13 protein-coding genes are annotated in these 15,145 nt (G+C 70.8%); 8 read left to right on the top strand and 5 right to left on the bottom strand.

The window, feature by feature from the left end; translation table 11 throughout:
- Positions 1-2: 2 nt before the first annotated feature.
- From BBK82_RS03980 to BBK82_RS03970, 3 genes are read right to left on the bottom strand one after another with little or no spacing between them, the layout of a single operon-like run.
- Entirely contained in the window at positions 3-2,594 is a 2,592-nt protein-coding gene (locus BBK82_RS03980) for a DUF4915 domain-containing protein (protein ID WP_065913786.1), read from the bottom strand.
- Complete coding sequence (locus BBK82_RS03975; RefSeq protein ID WP_065913785.1) at positions 2,594-4,804, bottom strand: HAD-IA family hydrolase; 2,211 nt, start codon at positions 4,802-4,804, stop codon at positions 2,594-2,596. Before BBK82_RS03975 ends, BBK82_RS03980 begins: the two co-directional genes overlap by 1 nt.
- A gap of 3 nt (positions 4,805-4,807) precedes the next feature.
- Positions 4,808-5,437 carry a transaldolase family protein gene (locus BBK82_RS03970; protein ID WP_065913784.1) on the bottom strand — a complete coding sequence of 210 codons (630 nt, stop codon included), beginning with the start codon at positions 5,435-5,437 and terminating at the stop codon, positions 4,808-4,810.
- Between the two features lie 268 nt (positions 5,438-5,705).
- Between BBK82_RS03970 and hrcA the strand changes: the two genes are divergently transcribed.
- From hrcA to BBK82_RS03940, 6 genes are all read left to right on the top strand, one after another.
- Positions 5,706-6,728, top strand: a complete 1,023-nt coding sequence (gene hrcA, locus BBK82_RS03965; RefSeq protein ID WP_065913783.1) for a heat-inducible transcriptional repressor HrcA — start codon at positions 5,706-5,708, stop codon at positions 6,726-6,728.
- Between the two features lie 41 nt (positions 6,729-6,769).
- A complete protein-coding gene (dnaJ, locus tag BBK82_RS03960; RefSeq protein ID WP_065920799.1) occupies positions 6,770-7,918 on the top strand; it encodes a molecular chaperone DnaJ in 1,149 nt (382 codons plus the stop codon).
- Entirely contained in the window at positions 7,915-8,649 is a 735-nt protein-coding gene (locus BBK82_RS03955; protein ID WP_065913782.1) for a 16S rRNA (uracil(1498)-N(3))-methyltransferase, read from the top strand. The genes dnaJ and BBK82_RS03955 overlap by 4 nt, the downstream gene beginning before the upstream one ends.
- A gap of 462 nt (positions 8,650-9,111) precedes the next feature.
- Positions 9,112-9,768, top strand: a complete 657-nt coding sequence (locus BBK82_RS03950) for an alpha/beta hydrolase (protein WP_065913781.1) — start codon at positions 9,112-9,114, stop codon at positions 9,766-9,768.
- Positions 9,769-9,777: 9 nt separating this feature from the next.
- Positions 9,778-10,368: a TetR/AcrR family transcriptional regulator gene (locus BBK82_RS03945; RefSeq protein WP_065913780.1), complete on the top strand. Its 591-nt coding sequence runs from the start codon at positions 9,778-9,780 to the stop codon at positions 10,366-10,368.
- Between the two features lie 21 nt (positions 10,369-10,389).
- The gene (locus tag BBK82_RS03940) at positions 10,390-10,707 is read left to right on the top strand and encodes an HIT domain-containing protein (RefSeq protein ID WP_065913779.1); all 318 of its coding nucleotides are present in this window, start codon (positions 10,390-10,392) and stop codon (positions 10,705-10,707) included.
- 48 nt (positions 10,708-10,755) lie between these two features.
- Here the strand turns inward: BBK82_RS03940 and BBK82_RS03935 are convergent, their stop codons facing one another.
- Together BBK82_RS03935 and BBK82_RS03930 are read right to left on the bottom strand one after the other, a co-directional pair.
- A complete protein-coding gene (locus tag BBK82_RS03935) occupies positions 10,756-11,574 on the bottom strand; it encodes a GNAT family N-acetyltransferase (protein WP_065913778.1) in 819 nt (272 codons plus the stop codon).
- Positions 11,575-11,612: 38 nt separating this feature from the next.
- Positions 11,613-12,362: a GNAT family N-acetyltransferase gene (locus tag BBK82_RS03930; RefSeq protein ID WP_154697050.1), complete on the bottom strand. Its 750-nt coding sequence runs from the start codon at positions 12,360-12,362 to the stop codon at positions 11,613-11,615.
- 145 nt (positions 12,363-12,507) lie between these two features.
- On the opposite strand from BBK82_RS03930, the gene BBK82_RS56575 reads away from it, so the two are divergent.
- Complete coding sequence (locus BBK82_RS56575; RefSeq protein ID WP_065913777.1) at positions 12,508-14,562, top strand: PhoH family protein; 2,055 nt, start codon at positions 12,508-12,510, stop codon at positions 14,560-14,562.
- Between the two features lie 5 nt (positions 14,563-14,567).
- Positions 14,568-15,128: an rRNA maturation RNase YbeY gene (gene ybeY, locus BBK82_RS03920; protein WP_065913776.1), complete on the top strand. Its 561-nt coding sequence runs from the start codon at positions 14,568-14,570 to the stop codon at positions 15,126-15,128.
- Positions 15,129-15,145 lie beyond the last annotated feature (17 nt).

The following is a 15,145-nucleotide window of genomic DNA, read 5'->3' as shown; positions in this document are numbered from 1 at the left end:
TGTCACCCGCCACGCCGCACGCGCCGCCGCGGGTCGCCGATCTTCGCCACGGCGGCGGCTGGGGACCGCTCTCGGGAGCGGGCTCCCGACAGCCCGGGTACAGGTGCGTCCAGGTCGGCGGTCGGTCGCTCGAACCGGCGGTGCACGGCACGTCGGTCGTAGCCGTTCTTCTCCACGGAGGCGGGCTTGGTGTTGACGCATCGGGCGCGGTACTTCACCTGCAGCACCGGTGCTCCGGTGCGGGCGCAGAACGCGGCCAGCGCGGCCTGCACACCCCGGTGGGTCAGCGCGTAGTCGTCGATCAGCACGGCGGGCCTGCGGGCGGCGGCGAGCAGCTCGGCCGCCCTGCTGAGCGCGCGCTCGTCGTTGGCGGGCTGCTCGGCGATCGGGATCAGCGGCAGCGCGGTCAGCGGCAGCCACTCGGCCTCGGCGACGTCCTGCGGCAACGCGAACAGCACCGGGCCGTGCGGGGCCTGGCGGACGTCCTCGATCGCCTGCAGCAGCTTGGAACCGAACTCCTCGATGTAGTCGCGCGGGTCGTCCTTCGGCACGGCGCCGAGCTCGAACCACGACTTGGCGAAGTCACCGGAGACCCCGATCAGGTCCGGCTCGCCGTGCGGCGGCAGGAACGGCTGCGACCCGGTCGACGGCATGCCGACCACGGCCAGCGTGCCCATCTCGTTGCGGCGCAGGTCGGCCAGCGCACCGAGCGCGTTGGTCAGGCCTCGCGCGCCGTGCAGGATCGCCGCACCGGTACCGGCGCTCAGCCTGCTCGCGCCACCGGCCTGGAACAGCGACTCGCGGTCGCCGCGGCCGTTGACGAGCAGCCCGACCCTGGCCAGCGCGTCGCACAGCGCCAGCTCGGACGTGCCGGCGTAGGCGAACGCGACCCTGGTGCCACACCGGTGCAACGCCAGTGCGACGGCTTCGGCGCCGGTGAGCTTGACGTCGTCGTAGTCCGGGATCGCCGCCAGCACCATGTGCTCGACGGCGGACGCGGACCCGCGCAGCACCGCGGCGACGGCCGAGACGAACGCGCCGGTGCCGTGCTCCTGCACCAGCCCCAGCGTGAGGCCGTTGTAGGTGCCGGAAGGCCTGCTCAGCAACGTGCGCACGACGTCGGAGACCGTGCCGCCGGAGTTGCAGGCGGCGCGCACCTCGTTGGGGTACAACCCGAACCCGCTGAGCGCCTCGTAGTCCGGGTGACCGGAGACCACGCTCAGGTCGAGCACCAGCGCGCTGTCCGGGTCGAGCTGGTCGAACGGCACGCCGTCGTCCTGCGCGAGCGTGATGTGCAGCTTGTAGAGGCCGGGCATGTCCGGGACGCGGGTGCGCACGGGCACGCGGGTGACGGCCTCCGGCGGCAGCGACTGGGGGAGTGCCGAGCGGATCGGCTGGGTCGTGACCTCGGTGCCGTCGGCGGCGATCCAGCGGTGCACGACCCGCACCGGGAACGGCGGCGCCGGCGTCAGCATGCCCGCGCCGGTGTTGCGCACCAGGCAGTCCAGCGTCAGCAGGCCGCCCGCCTCGGCGTCGTCGACCACCGGGCCGTCGAGCGTGATCGAGGCGTGGCACTCGTCCTCGGCCAGCGGGTCGCCGACCGCCCACAGCCTGCGCGGCCGCACACCGAGCCGGTCGAACATCTGCCACTGGCCCTGCTCGTGCACGCGGGTCTGGTTGGCGCCGAACCCCTGCCGCGCGCCCTCGACGAGCGCGGCCGGTGCCAGCGCCAGGGCGTAGACCTCGCGGGCGGGCAGGTTCACCACGCCGACGACCGACCAGTTCACCCGGTCGACGACCGCCACCGCCGCCGTCTCCACCGAGGTGGCGGCGTGCCGGTGCGGGCTCAGGCCGACGAACAGGTGGTTGCCCGCGGCGACGAGGCCGCGCGGCCAGCCCGGCAGCGCGAGCCGGCGCTGCTGGTCGCGGTCGGTGTCGTCGATCTCGACCAGGTCACCGGTCGCGGAGTCGCAGACCAGCCACGTTCCGTCGTCGTAGTACGGGTTGTGCGGCGCCTTGAGGCCTTCGAGGACCGGCTCGCCGGTCTCCAGGTCGACCACCCGGCCGCTCGCGGGCTTGCCGTTCTCGTCCCAGCCGCGGCGGCGCAGGAACTCGCCGAACCCGCACACGACCGTGCGGTCGCGGTAGCGGGCCAGGCTGTTGAGGTGCCAGCTGTCGGCCTCGCCCGGTGCCTGCCAGCGCCACGCGACCTCGCCGTCGGGGCTGACGCACTGCACCTCGTTCTGCATGGTCGCGGCGACCAGCACGTTGCCGTCCACGACGAGGATGTCGTGCGGCGTCGAGACGTTGTCGAGCCGGTGGTAGCGGCGCACGCCGGTCTCGTCGTAGACCACGAGCTCGGCGGGGCTGCCGTCGGCGCTCCACAGGCAGCGGTACAGCAGCCCGTCGTCGGCGCACAGGCCGGAGCTGGAGATCCGGTCGATCTCCTCGACCGCCTCGCCGATCGCGAACAGGCCGCCGCCGATCGTGTGGTGCGCGTCGAAGCAGGACGCGAGGAGCCGGAACCCGTCGGGCAGCAGCCCGTCCAGTCCGATCAGCTCCGCGGTGCTCTTCCTGTCGGTCGTGAGACTCATCAGGCCTCCTGCCTGGTTCGCGTGCTGGAAAGAACGGTGTCCGCGACGGCGTCCGGGTCGGTTCCGGTGTCGACGACCACGTCGACACCGCCGTACGCCAGCACTGCCTCGCGGACGGAGTTGTCGCCCGACAACGCGACCGCGCGTCGTTCGCCTTGCCGCTTCTCGATCTCGTCGACCGCCGCGGCGATCCGGTCGTGGTCGCGGCCCGCGATCGCCACGTGCGCGGCGGCCGCGGTGAGCCGGTGGGCCACCCCGATCGCGAGGTCGTCGGGCAGGTCCTTGACGAGCACGACCTGACCCGCGAGCCGGCCGTCCCTGGGGACCAGCTGCGGCTTCATCCTGATCAGCGGCCAGTACTCGTCGGCGATGCTCTGCTGTTCGGTGAGCGTGACGTACCCGCCGGCCGCGTCGGCCGCGCGGACGACCGCCATCGTCTGTCCGAAGTGGTCGGCGCACAGCCGTGCCTTCGCCGCGTCCGGGCCGGAGGAGACGACGCCGACTCCGGGGAACACGACGACGTGCGGTGCGTCGGTGCGTTTGGTGGTGGGGAAGGTGATGTGGCGTTCGAACGCCGCGTTGTACCACTCCTGGTGGCGTTTGATGCCGTCCTGAACGGACTCGTCCGGTGCCAGCACGAGTGGCCGGTGGCCCGCCGTGACGACGTGGTCGGGGCAGCCGGGACCGACCTGGCTCAGCTCGGGACCGCGGGCCGAGCTCGCGAACGCGACGGCCTGCTCGCTGCGGTCGACGTGCAGGATGGCGCCGTCCAAAGCCTTGCGCAGCACCGGAAGTGCCTCGACGAGCACGTCCTCGGCGTTGCTCGCGGGCGGGACGACCTGGCCGCCGAGGTCGGCGGGCCTGCTGATCGCCCTGCGCAGCGCGGCCGTGGCACGGGAGACGGCTTCGAGCGAGTTGCGGTAGCACTGCTCGCTGGTGCCGGCCCAGGTGAAGATGCCGTGGTTGGCCAGCAACACGAAGCGCGCCAGGGGGTTCGAGCGGATCTTGCGGCCGAGCTCGCGGGCCACGTCCACGTCGAACTGCCGGTAGTCGAACCAGATGGCCTCCTCGCCGAACTCCTCCTCGGCGTACTTGCGGCCGTCCGGGAACGAGGTGAGCGCGATGACCGCGTCCGGGTGGCAGTGGTCGACGTGCTTGGCCGGGATGAACGCGTGCGTCAACGTCTCGATGCCGGGCCGTTTCTGGCCGGGGTGCAACCCGCTCGCGACCAGGTGGTCGACCATCTCGCGCTCGTCCATCGGCCCGCCGTCGAGCACCGGCAGCAGGTCGTCGAGCCGCAGCACCGGGAAGTCCTCGTGCGTGGTGACCGCGCCGTCGCAGCCCCACGAGCTCATCCACAGCACCGTCGTCGGCTCGCCGAACTGGTCGGGCGTCACGCCCTTGACGGAGAAGTTGCCGCCGCCCTCCCTGGTGAGCGCGGGGTCGGCGCCGACCAGGTGCGAGCGGTAGATCACCTCGTCCGGTCCGATGAGCGTGTCCGCGACGGCCGCGTCCCACCTGTCGTGCGGCTCGGCGAAGAGGTCGGCAGGCACGAAGGGGAACTCGCGGTCCGGCGTCCTCATCGCGTCGGCACCGAACGAGATCTGCCGGAAGTCGCGGACGACTGCTGCCGCGCCGGCGTCGCGCACGTCGGTCTCGCGGTGCGGCGGGGCGAGCGCGATGCACGTGGCGCCCGCGGTGACCGCCGAGGTGATGCCGCTGACGGCGTCCTCGAACACGATGCACCGCTCGACCGGCACGCCGAGCCGGTGCGCGGCGAGGACGTAGCAGGCCGGGTCGGGCTTGCCGTGTTCGACGTCCTTCGCGGTGATCGTGACGTCGAACTGGAGCCCGAGCTGCTTGAGCACCGCCGTCGCCTTGTACGGCTCAGCCCCGGTGACGAGGGCAGTCGGTATGCCGGCTGTGTGCAGTGAGCCGAGCAACGGCAGCACGCCGGGGATCGTCGAGTAGTGCAGCGTCTCGTTGTTGACCCGCATCAGCTCGTAGACCTCGTGGTGCCGGTCCGCTGGCAGCATCGGGAACAGCTCGCGCAACGTGTGCAGCGCGCTGCGCCCGTAGACGTGCCGGTCCAGGTCCCCGGCGCTGATCGAGAACCCGTTGGAGCGCGCCAGGTCCTGCCAGAAGTCGGCGACCGACGCCTCGGTGTCGACCACCACGCCGTCCATGTCGAAGAGCACGGCCTCGAACACGGCTCACCTCCCGTACTCGCCGGAGAAGGCCTCTTCCGCCTCCAGCGCGGCTGGGTGGACGAGGACCTGGGTGAGCACGCCCAGCGGCGCCGTGACCGCGTCCGCACCGTCGGCGAACGCCTGGGTGAACTGCCCGGTGTTCTTCACCGAAGCCGCGACGATGCGCGTGTTCTTCCGGCGCAGACCGCTGAGCTGGCGGACGAGGTCGTTGCCGATGCGCGGGTCACGCCACGCGCGGTCGACGTAGGGGATGACGCTCGCCGCACCGACCGCCTCGGCGATGATCATCGCGTTCGGCGACTGCGCGGCGGTCAGCGACACCGCGACGCCCTCGCGCACGAGCCGCTGGGCGAGGACCGCGCCGGCGGGAGTGGCGGGCACCTTGAGCACGATCCGCTCCGGTGCGAGCTTCCACGCTTGCAGCGCCTCGTCGAACAGCTCACCGTGCGCGCCGGTCGGCTGGTAGTAGACCTCGGGGAAGTCGGTGGCGGCCAGCAGTTCGGCCGCGTGCTTGAGCGGGTCGTCGGTGACCTGCCGCAGCAGCGTCGGGTTCGTCGTCACGCCGGTGACGAACCCGAGCGCCGCCGCGGCGGACACGTCGTTCAGGTCAGCGGAATCCAGTAGGACAGCCATGTCGGATCGAAGCCCCCGTCTCGTCGGCAGGTGACTTCGAAGCTAGGGAGGCGCCGCGACGGCCGGTGGGGTTCGGCGGCGGTCTGCCCCTCTTCTGCCGCTCCCGTTGCCCGTCTCCCGTCGACGTGCGGCGATATCCAATACATTGGATATCGGCAACGGGCTGTACAACGGGTTGAGCCGCATCGGAGCAGGTCTGCGGAGCTGGCACCCGGCAGGAAATCGCCTGGGTAAACTCGGGAGCAGTGGGACGCGGAGGTGAACAGCAGTGAATTCCGATGAGCGTCGGTTCGAGGTGCTGCGCGCCATCGTCGCCGACTACGTGTCCAACCAGGAGCCCGTCGGGTCGAAGGCGCTGGTCGAGCGGCACAACCTGGGTGTGTCGAGCGCGACCGTGCGCAACGACATGGCCGCGCTGGAGGACGAGGGCTACATCGCCCAGCCGCACACCAGTGCCGGCCGCGTGCCGACGGACAAGGGCTACCGCCTGTTCGTCGACCGGTTGAGCGAGATCAAGCCGCTCTCGCAGGCGGAGCGGCGGGCCATCCGCAGCTTCCTCGACGGGGCGCTCGACCTCGACGACGTGATGCGCCGCAGCGTGCGGTTGCTCGCGCAGCTGACCAGGCAGGTCGCGGTGATCCAGGTGCCGACCCTGTCGCGCGCGGCCGTGCGGCACCTGGAGGTGCTGCCGATCACGCCGTCGCGGCTGATGCTGGTGCTGATCACCGACACCGGCCGGGTCGACCAGCGGATCGTCGAGATGGGCGACATCGTCTCCGAGGACGACGTGGCGCACCTGCGCTCGTCGCTCAACCAGGCGATGGCGGGCCAGAAGCTGTCCGACGCGAGCGCCAAGGTCGCCGAACTGCCCGACGAGGTGCCCCAGGACCTGCGCGACCCGATGCTGCGCCTCGCGACGGTGCTGATCGAGACGCTGGTCGAGCACCCGGAGGAACGGCTCGTGCTCGGCGGCACCGCGAACCTCACCCGCAACGTCGCCGACTTCCCCGGATCGCTGCGCCAGGTGCTGGAGGCGCTGGAGGAACAGGTCGTGGTGCTGAAGCTCCTGGCCGCCTCACGTGATCCCGGCCGTGTCATGGTGTACATCGGCGAGGAGAACGAGGCCGCTGAGATGCGCAGCACTTCCGTGGTGTCGATCGGGTACGGCAGCCGCGACAATCCGCTGGGTGGCCTCGGCGTCGTCGGACCCACGCGCATGGACTACCCGGGAACCATGGCGGCCGTCCGCGCGGTCGCCAACTACGTCGGTGAGATCCTGACCGGTCGTTGAACCAGGACTTTTGCTGAAAGATGAACACGAAAGCGAACAAGGTGGCCAGGGATTACTACGGCATCCTCGGTGTGGCGCAGAACGCGACACAGGATGAGATCAAGCGCGCCTATCGCAAGCTCGCCAGGCAGCTGCACCCGGACGTCAATCCCAACGAGGAGGCCCGCTTCAAGGAGGTGACGGCCGCCTACGAGGTGTTGTCGAACCCCGAGAAGCGCCGCGTCGTCGACCTCGGCGGCGACCCGCTCGACTCCGGTGGCGGTCGCGGCGGCGGTGACCCGTTCGCGGGCTTCGGCCTCGGCGACATCATGGACGCCTTCTTCGGCGCCAACGCCGGTGGTGGTGGCCGCGGTCCGCGCAGCCGCGTGCAGCCCGGCTCGGACGCGCTGATCCGCCTCGACATGACGCTGGAGGAGTGCGCGGCCGGCGCCAGCCGTGAGCTGACCGTCGACACCGCCATCCTGTGCGACCGCTGCCACGGCGCGGGCACCGCGGGTAACTCCAAGCCGATCCGCTGCGACACCTGCAACGGCCGCGGCGAGGTCCAGTCCGTGCAGCGCTCGTTCCTGGGCCAGGTCGTCACCTCGCGCCCGTGCCCGGTCTGCCGCGGCTTCGGCGAGGTCATCCCCGACCCGTGCCAGCAGTGCGCGGGCGACGGCCGCACCCGGTCGCGCCGCACGATCTCGGTCAACATCCCCGCCGGTGTCGCCGAGGGCATGCGCGTGCGCCTCGCTGGCCAGGGCGAGGTCGGCCCCGGCGGCGGCCCGGCAGGTGACCTCTACGTCGAGGTCGAGGAGCACCCGCACGAGATCTTCGAACGCGATGGCGCCGACCTGCACTGCGTGGTCCAGATCCCGATGACGACGGCGGCGCTCGGCGCCACGTTGCCGTTGAAGACGCTGGACGGCGAGGAAGAGCTGCAGATCGACCCCGGCACCCAGCCGAACACGCAGCTCGTGCTGACCGGCCGCGGCATGCCGAAGCTGCGCTCCACCGGCCGCGTCGACGGCCGCGGCGACCTGCACGTGCACCTCGACGTCGTCGTGCCGACCAAGCTCGACGCGGCGCAGTCCACGTTGCTGCGCGAGCTGGCCGACCTGCGCGGCGAGAGCGAGCCCTCGCTGTCCCACAACGGCAAGGGCGGTGGCGGTCTGTTCTCCCGCCTGCGCTCCTCGCGCGGCCACCGGTGACCCTGCCGGTCTTCCTCGTCCCCGCGCTGCCGGCGGGCGAGTCGTTCGTGCTCGACGGTCCGGAGGGCCGGCACGCGGCGACCGTCAAACGGCTGCGCGTGGACGAGGAGCTCGTGCTGTCCGACGGCTCCGGCACCCAGGTCCGGTGCGTCGTCGTGGCGGTGCTGGACAAGGACGCCCTGTCGCTGCGCGTGGCCGAACGCTGGACCGAACCGGAACCGGCACCGCGCGTCGTGCTCGCCCAGGCCCTCGTGAAGGGCGACCGCGGCGAGCTCGCCGTCGAGCTCGCCACCGAGGCGGGCGTCGACGGCGTGGTGCCGTGGCGTGCCGCCCGGTGCGTGGCCAAGTGGGAGGACGGCCCGCGCGGCGCGAAAGCGCTGGGGCGCTGGCGATCCACCGTTCGTGAAGCAGCGAAGCAGGCCCGGCGCGCACGGGTGCCGTTCGTCGACGAACCCGTCAGCACCGGGCAACTGGCGCAGCGCGTGTCGTCCTCGGCCCTGACGCTCGTGTTGCACGAGAGCGCCACCGACCGGCTGTCCGAAGTGGACCTGCCGGCCGAAGGGGACGTGCTGCTCGTCGTGGGACCCGAAGGCGGGATCACCCCCGACGAGCTCGATGCGTTGCGATCTTCGGGTGCGCGCGTTGTTCGATTGGGCCCAACCGTTCTGCGTGCATCTACCGCCGCCGCGGTTGCTCTGGGTGCTCTCGGGGTACTCACCTCTCGCTGGTGACCCCCGTCACTCCGAAGATGAACACCGGATGGATTGGCTTGACGCAAGTTGTAGCGAATCGCAGGCCTGCGGGGTTACCCTTGTTCGCAGAGGGGCTGATTGGTCTATCCGGAAACGGAGTAGACGATTAGGCCCTTCTGACCACAAAGACTCGCCGGACACCTCCCCCCTCGGTCCGGCGTCGGCGCCTCGCGGCGAAGCGACCCCCAGGCTTCGGACCGCGGGGCGCCCCTTTTTCTCTCGTCGAGGCTGCTCGGCGCTGGGGCGCCTTCGCCGCTCGGCGAAAAAGGGTGTCTTTTGGGGGCCGAGCCCCCAAACCCCAGCCGGAGGGCTCCGCCCCCGGACCCCCGGCCGGCTCGCCTGCGGCGTCGCGGCCCATTACCGGGGCTCGCCGGGGCTCGCCGAGGCGTCGCGGGTTCTGCGGCGAATTGGGAGTGGCGTGCTGTCGCGTAAGTTCTTTGTGTGCAGCGGATTGCTTACGGTGACCATCCCAGTCAGTTCGGGGAGTTGTTTGTTCCTGAAGGGACTGCGGAGGGTGGTGTCGTGGTCATTCACGGTGGTTTTTGGCATCAGAGGTACGGGTTGGAGTTGGGGCGGCCGCTTGCCGGGGAGCTGGTGCGTCGTGGGTTCGCGGTGTGGAACATCGAATATCGGCGTGTCGGCGGTGACGGTGGGTGGCCGCAGACCGGGCAGGACGTGCTGGCGGCCATTGAGGCCGTGGACATCGGGCCCGTGGTGACGTTGGGGCACAGCGCGGGCGGGCATCTCGCCGTGTGGGCGGCTCGGCACAGTGAGCGGGTGGTGGGGGCGGTGGCGCAGGCTGCCGTGCTGGACTTCTCGAAGCATGTGACGCGGCGGGCGTTGGAGCTGTGCACCGAGGAGCAGTTCGCGGAGGCGTCGCCTGCCGCGCTGGTGCCGATCGGGAAGCCGGTTGTTTGCGTGCACGGGGATCGGGACGAGGACGTGCCGGTCGAGCAGAGCATCGGGTTCTGCGAGGGGGAACCGCAGGCGGAGCTCGTCGTGGTGGAGGGCGCCGGGCACATGGACATGATCACGCCGGGCACCGCCGCCTGGCAGCGCTGCGAGGAGGCCGTCGTCCGGCTTGCGCGCGGCTGCTAGAAAGGGCCGGTGCCGAAGGTTGTCGACCACGAGGAACGCCGCCGCGAACTGGCCGAGGCCGTGTGGCGCATCGTGCAACGCGATGGGATCGACCACGCGTCCGTGCGCGCCGTAGCAGCGGAGTCCGGGTGGTCCAGCGGGTCGCTGCGCCACTACTTCCCGACCCAGGACTCGTTGCTGGGCTTCGCGATGGAGCTCGCCTACCGGCGGTTCCTCGCGCGGTTCGAGCAGATCGACCCCGAGCTCGGCAACCGCGAGCTGGTGCGGGCGATCGCACACGAGATGCTCGCCCTCGACGACGACCGGCGGGTCGAGGCGGCGGTGCTGCTGTCGTTCCTGCCGCGGGCGATGGTCGAACCGTCCCTGCGCGAGCTGGAGCGCTACGGGACGCGCGAGCTCTACAACGAGGTCGCGCGGGTGTTCGCGGCCGCGGGGGAGGCGGGCGAACTGCGTGAGGGCGTGGTGCCGTTGAAGGCGGCGCGGCGGTTCATCGCGCTGGTCGACGGGCTCAACATCCACCACCAGCTCGGCCCCGACGAGCTCACCGCCGACGAGATGACCGAAGCCGTCGACGACCACCTGGCCACCCTGTTCCGCTGATCGCGGCTACCGTGTCGGTGCATGGCCTGCTTGTTCTGCAGCATCGTCGAAGGCGAGATCCCGGCGACCGTCGTGCACGAGACCGCGACGACGCTGGCGTTCCGCGACATCCACCCCAAAGCACCGGTGCACGTGCTGCTGATCCCGCGTGAACACGTGCCGCACGCCGTGGCACTCGACCGCGACCAGCTCGGCGACCTCTTCGCCGCGGCCAAGGAGGTCGCCGAGGCCGAGGGCGTGGCCGAGAGCGGGTACCGGTTGCAGTTCAACACCGGAGTCGACGGCGGGCAGGAGGTGTTCCACGCCCACCTGCACCTGCTCGGCGGCAAACGCCTCTAGCTGCCTTCCAGTAAGGGTCGCTTACTGGGAAGCGTGAGCTCCGGTCTGCTAACCGAGAGCTTGCAGGATCGGTGCGCGGTAGCGGGCGCGGTCGCCGGGCAGCCGGTCCGCGCCGCGCACCATCCAGGTCGCCCTGCCCCACGACTCCAGACCGTGCGCCCGGACGAACTCGACGAGCTCCGGGTCGTGCACGTCGACGCGGACGTTGTCCGAGCCCGCGGCGGAGTCGGCGACCAGCTCGCACGCCGCCTGCGTCGTGTCGGCGATGACCGGACCGATCAGCAACCGGTCCGACCGCACCTGCCACGAGCCCGCGACGCCGTGCTCCGAGATCCGCACGGTGCCCATCGCCAGCAACGCCTCCCACAGGAACGGCCGCGTCATGCCGGTGACCTTGGTGTCGAGCGCGACGAGCTCGTCGAGGTCAGCTCGCGAGGCGATGTCCGATGCATTGGACGCCGGTGCCGTGAGCTTGCCCATGTGCATGTCGGTGAAGCCGACAGCGTGGAAGCCGAGCTGCTCGTACAACCGAAGACCCATGTCCGTCGCGAACAACGTCGACACACCAGCGTCCAACACGTGGGACACCAGCCGCCGAGCCAGGCCTTGCCGCTCCCGGCGTTGCGCGACGAGCACCATGCTGATCGAGTCGAGCTCCGGGTAGCGCGTCACGATCGTCGTGCCCGCCAGCCCGTCGTCGTCGAACAGCCCCCAGCCCTCGCCGTTGGTCAGCAGGAAGACCCACTTGTCCTCCTCGCGCGGCCACGACCGGCTCTCGGCCAGGTCGGCGCACGCAGTGAGGTCGTCCAGCGTCAGCCGGCGCAGCTCCACCGGCTGGCGGTCCGGCCGCTGTCCCGCTGTTCCCATCGGTTCCCCCGTGTCGTCCGAGCTCGTCGAGGAGCTTGTCACCCGAGCGCGAGCGAGGCGGGCGCGAAGTAGCGCGACCGGTCGCCCGGCACGTCGTCAGCACCGCGCACCATCACCGTGCAGCCCCCGCCGCCCACCTCGAAGCCCTGCTCCCGCAGGAAGGCCGCCACGTCCGCGTCACCCGTGTCCACCCGGACCCGGCCCGCACCGGCGGCCACGTCCGCGATCATCTCGCACGCCACCGCCGCCGTGGGCGCGATCAGCGGACCCACCGTCACACCCGCCGGGTTCGGCCGCGTCGCCACCACCCCGGCGTCCGACCTCAGCACCCGGTACGGCGACGCCGGGTCGAGCAGCCGCTCCCACAACACCGACCGCGAGAACCCGCTCACCTCGCGGTCGAGCTCGGCGAGTTCCGACATGTCAGCCGGCCCGGCAGGCCTCGTGACACCGGTCGTACCACCGGTGAACACGCCCTGCAGCTCCGTCGTGGCCCCGACAGGGTGAAAGCCGAGCCGCACGTACAGCGGCTCACCCATCGCCGTCGCGTAAAGGGTCGACGGGCCGATATCCAATATACCGGCCATCAGCTCGGTGCCGATTCCCCTGCGTCCGGCCCACGAACCCACCAGCACCCCGCTGATCGCCTGCATCTGCGGGTACGGCGTCGTCAACGCCGTGCCGAGCAGCCCGGTCGCGTCGAACGCACCCCAGCCCGGCCCCAGCGCGAGCATCATCTCCCACTGCTCCGGGGTCCACGCCCAACCCCGGTCCGTGATGAGCTTCATGCAGTCAGGTACGTCGGCAACGGTCAGCCTGCGGATCTCCACAACCGCTGAGCACACACGGTGAGCAATCCGGTAGCCACTGATTTTCGGCCGGACTAGCATCGTGGCCATCAGATCCGAGCGACAGGAAGCAGGCCGGGGCCACGTGGCCGAAGAATCACAGCAGAGCAACAAGGAAGGTCAGTCCCGGTTCGCCGTGCCCGACGGTGCGGTGCTCAGCCTGCTGGGGTCGCGCGACGAGAACCTCCGGCTCGCCGAGGAACTGCTCGACGCCGACGTCCACGTGCGCGGGAACGAGATCACCCTCTCCGGCTCCCCCGCCGACGTCGCCTTCGCGGAACGCGTGTTCACCGAGCTCGTCACCCTCGCCAGCCGCGGCCAGGCCGTCGACACCAACACCGTCCGCCGCACCGTCGCCATGCTGAGCGCGAACGTCGACGAGTCGCCGGCCGACGTGCTGAGCCTCGACATCATCAGCCGCCGCGGCCGCACGATCCGGCCGAAGACGCTGAACCAGAAGCACTACGTCGACGCCATCGACAAGAACACGATCGTGTTCGGCATCGGCCCGGCCGGCACCGGCAAGACCTACCTCGCCATGGCCAAGGCCGTGCAGGCACTGCAGGCCAAGCAGGTCAACCGCATCATCCTCACCCGCCCGGCCGTCGAGGCCGGCGAGCGCCTCGGCTACCTGCCGGGCACGCTCTACGAGAAGATCGACCCGTACCTGCGCCCGCTCTACGACGCGCTGCACGACATGGTCGACCCGGAGTCGATCCCGCGGCTGACCCAGGCGGGCACGATCGAGGTGGCGCCGCTGGCGTACATGCGTGGCCGCGCTCAGCCGATCTTCACGCCGGTGCTCACCCCCGACGGCTACCGGCCGATCGGCTCGCTGCAGGTCGGAGACCTCGTCATCGGGTCGAACGGTGAGCCGACGCCGGTACTGGGGGTCTACCCGCAGGGCGAGAAGGACGTGTACCGCGTCACGGCCCAGGACGGCTCCTCGACCCTCGCGTGCGGCGAGCACCTGTGGACTGTGCGCACGGCATCCGACCGGCGTCGCAACAAGCCGTGGCGGGTGCTGCAGACCAAGGAGATGATCGGCAACCTCCGCGCCGCGCACGCCCGCCGCTACGAGCTGCCGATGCTCAGCGCGCCGGTGTGCCTGCCGGAACGTGACGTGCCGATGGACGCGTACGCGCTCGGCTTGCTGATCGGTGACGGGTGTCTCACGGGCTCGACGTCACCCTCGTTCTCGACGGCCGCGTTGGCGCGCGTCAACGCGGCTGGTGACGTGATGACGATCGCGAACCCCGTGACCGCGGTCATGCGCGAGCTCGGGCTGAACGGCACGCGCTCGCACACCAAGTTCGTGCCCGAGCTCTACCTCCAGAACAGCGCCGACGTGCGTCTGGCGTTGCTCCAAGGCCTGCTCGACTCCGACGGCGGACCGGTCACGCAGGTTGGTCGGACCAGCCGCATCCAGTACACGACCACCTCGCCGCGCCTGCGTGACGACGTGGTCGGCCTGGTGCGTTCCCTGGGCGGTGTCGCCCACTGGCGCTGCCGTCCCGCGGCGGGTCGCAAGCCCGGCATGGCCAAGGGCCGCGAGGTCGGCTACGTCCACGACGCCTACGTCCTGGACATCAGGCTGCCCGAGGGCGTCGAGCCGTTCCGGCTTGAGCGCAAGCGGGAGAAGTACCACGCCGCCGGTGGCGGTGGGCGTCCGATGCGCTTCATCGACAGCATCGAGCCCGCCGGCCGGACGGAGACGGTCTGCATCCAGGTCGCGGCGCAGGACTCCCTGTACGTGACCGAGGACTACCTGCTCACCCACAACACGCTCAACGACGCGTTCATCATCCTCGACGAGGCGCAGAACACCACGCCCGAGCAGATGAAGATGTTCCTCACCCGCCTCGGCTTCGGCTCCAAGGTCGTGGTGACCGGTGACATCACCCAGGTCGACCTCCCCGGCGGCCAGCGCAGCGGTCTGAAGGTCGTCAAGGACATCCTCAACGGTGTCGACGACGTGCACTTCTCGGTGCTGACCAGCCAGGACGTGGTGCGCCACAGCCTGGTCGGCGACATCGTCGACGCGTACGAGAAGTGGCAGGTCGAGCAGGACGCGCTGGACCAGAACGAGCGGCACCAGGGACCCGGTGCACGGCGGGGGAACCAGCGGCGGGGACGATAGGCGCCGTGAGCATCGAGATCGCCAACGAGTCGGGCGTCGGGGTCGACGAGGGTTCCATCGTCTCCGCCGCCCGCTTCGCGCTGGACCGCATGGGCGTGAGCCCGCTGGCCGAGCTGTCCGTCCTGCTCGTCGAGCTGGACGTCATGGCCGACCTGCACGAGCGCTGGATGGACCTGCCCGGCCCGACCGACGTCATGGCCTTCCCCATGGACGAGCTGGACTCGGCGCGCCGCCCGGACGCGGCGGGCCTCGGGCCGGCGCTGCTCGGGGACATCGTGCTGTGCCCCGCGTTCGCGAAGGACCAGGCCAAGAAGGCAGGCCACGGCCTGCTGGACGAGCTGCACCTGCTGACCGTGCACGGCGTGCTGCACCTGCTGGGTTACGACCACGCGGAGCCCGCCGAGGAACGCGAGATGTTCACGTTGCAGAACCGCATCCTCGCGGACTTCCGCAACGCGCGTGACGAGGCCGAACGTGCCGCGCACCAGCGCAGTGCGGACGACAAGGTGCTCGGCGCCGTCGGCCTCGACGAGCAGAGGCCGCTGCAGCACCCCGAAGAAGACTGACCGCGGCCAAGAGAGAC

Origin of the sequence: Lentzea guizhouensis, assembly GCF_001701025.1 — a bacterium.
In the GTDB taxonomy this organism is placed as follows: domain Bacteria; phylum Actinomycetota; class Actinomycetes; order Mycobacteriales; family Pseudonocardiaceae; genus Lentzea; species Lentzea guizhouensis.
This window is presented reverse-complemented; position numbering and strand designations above follow the sequence as displayed.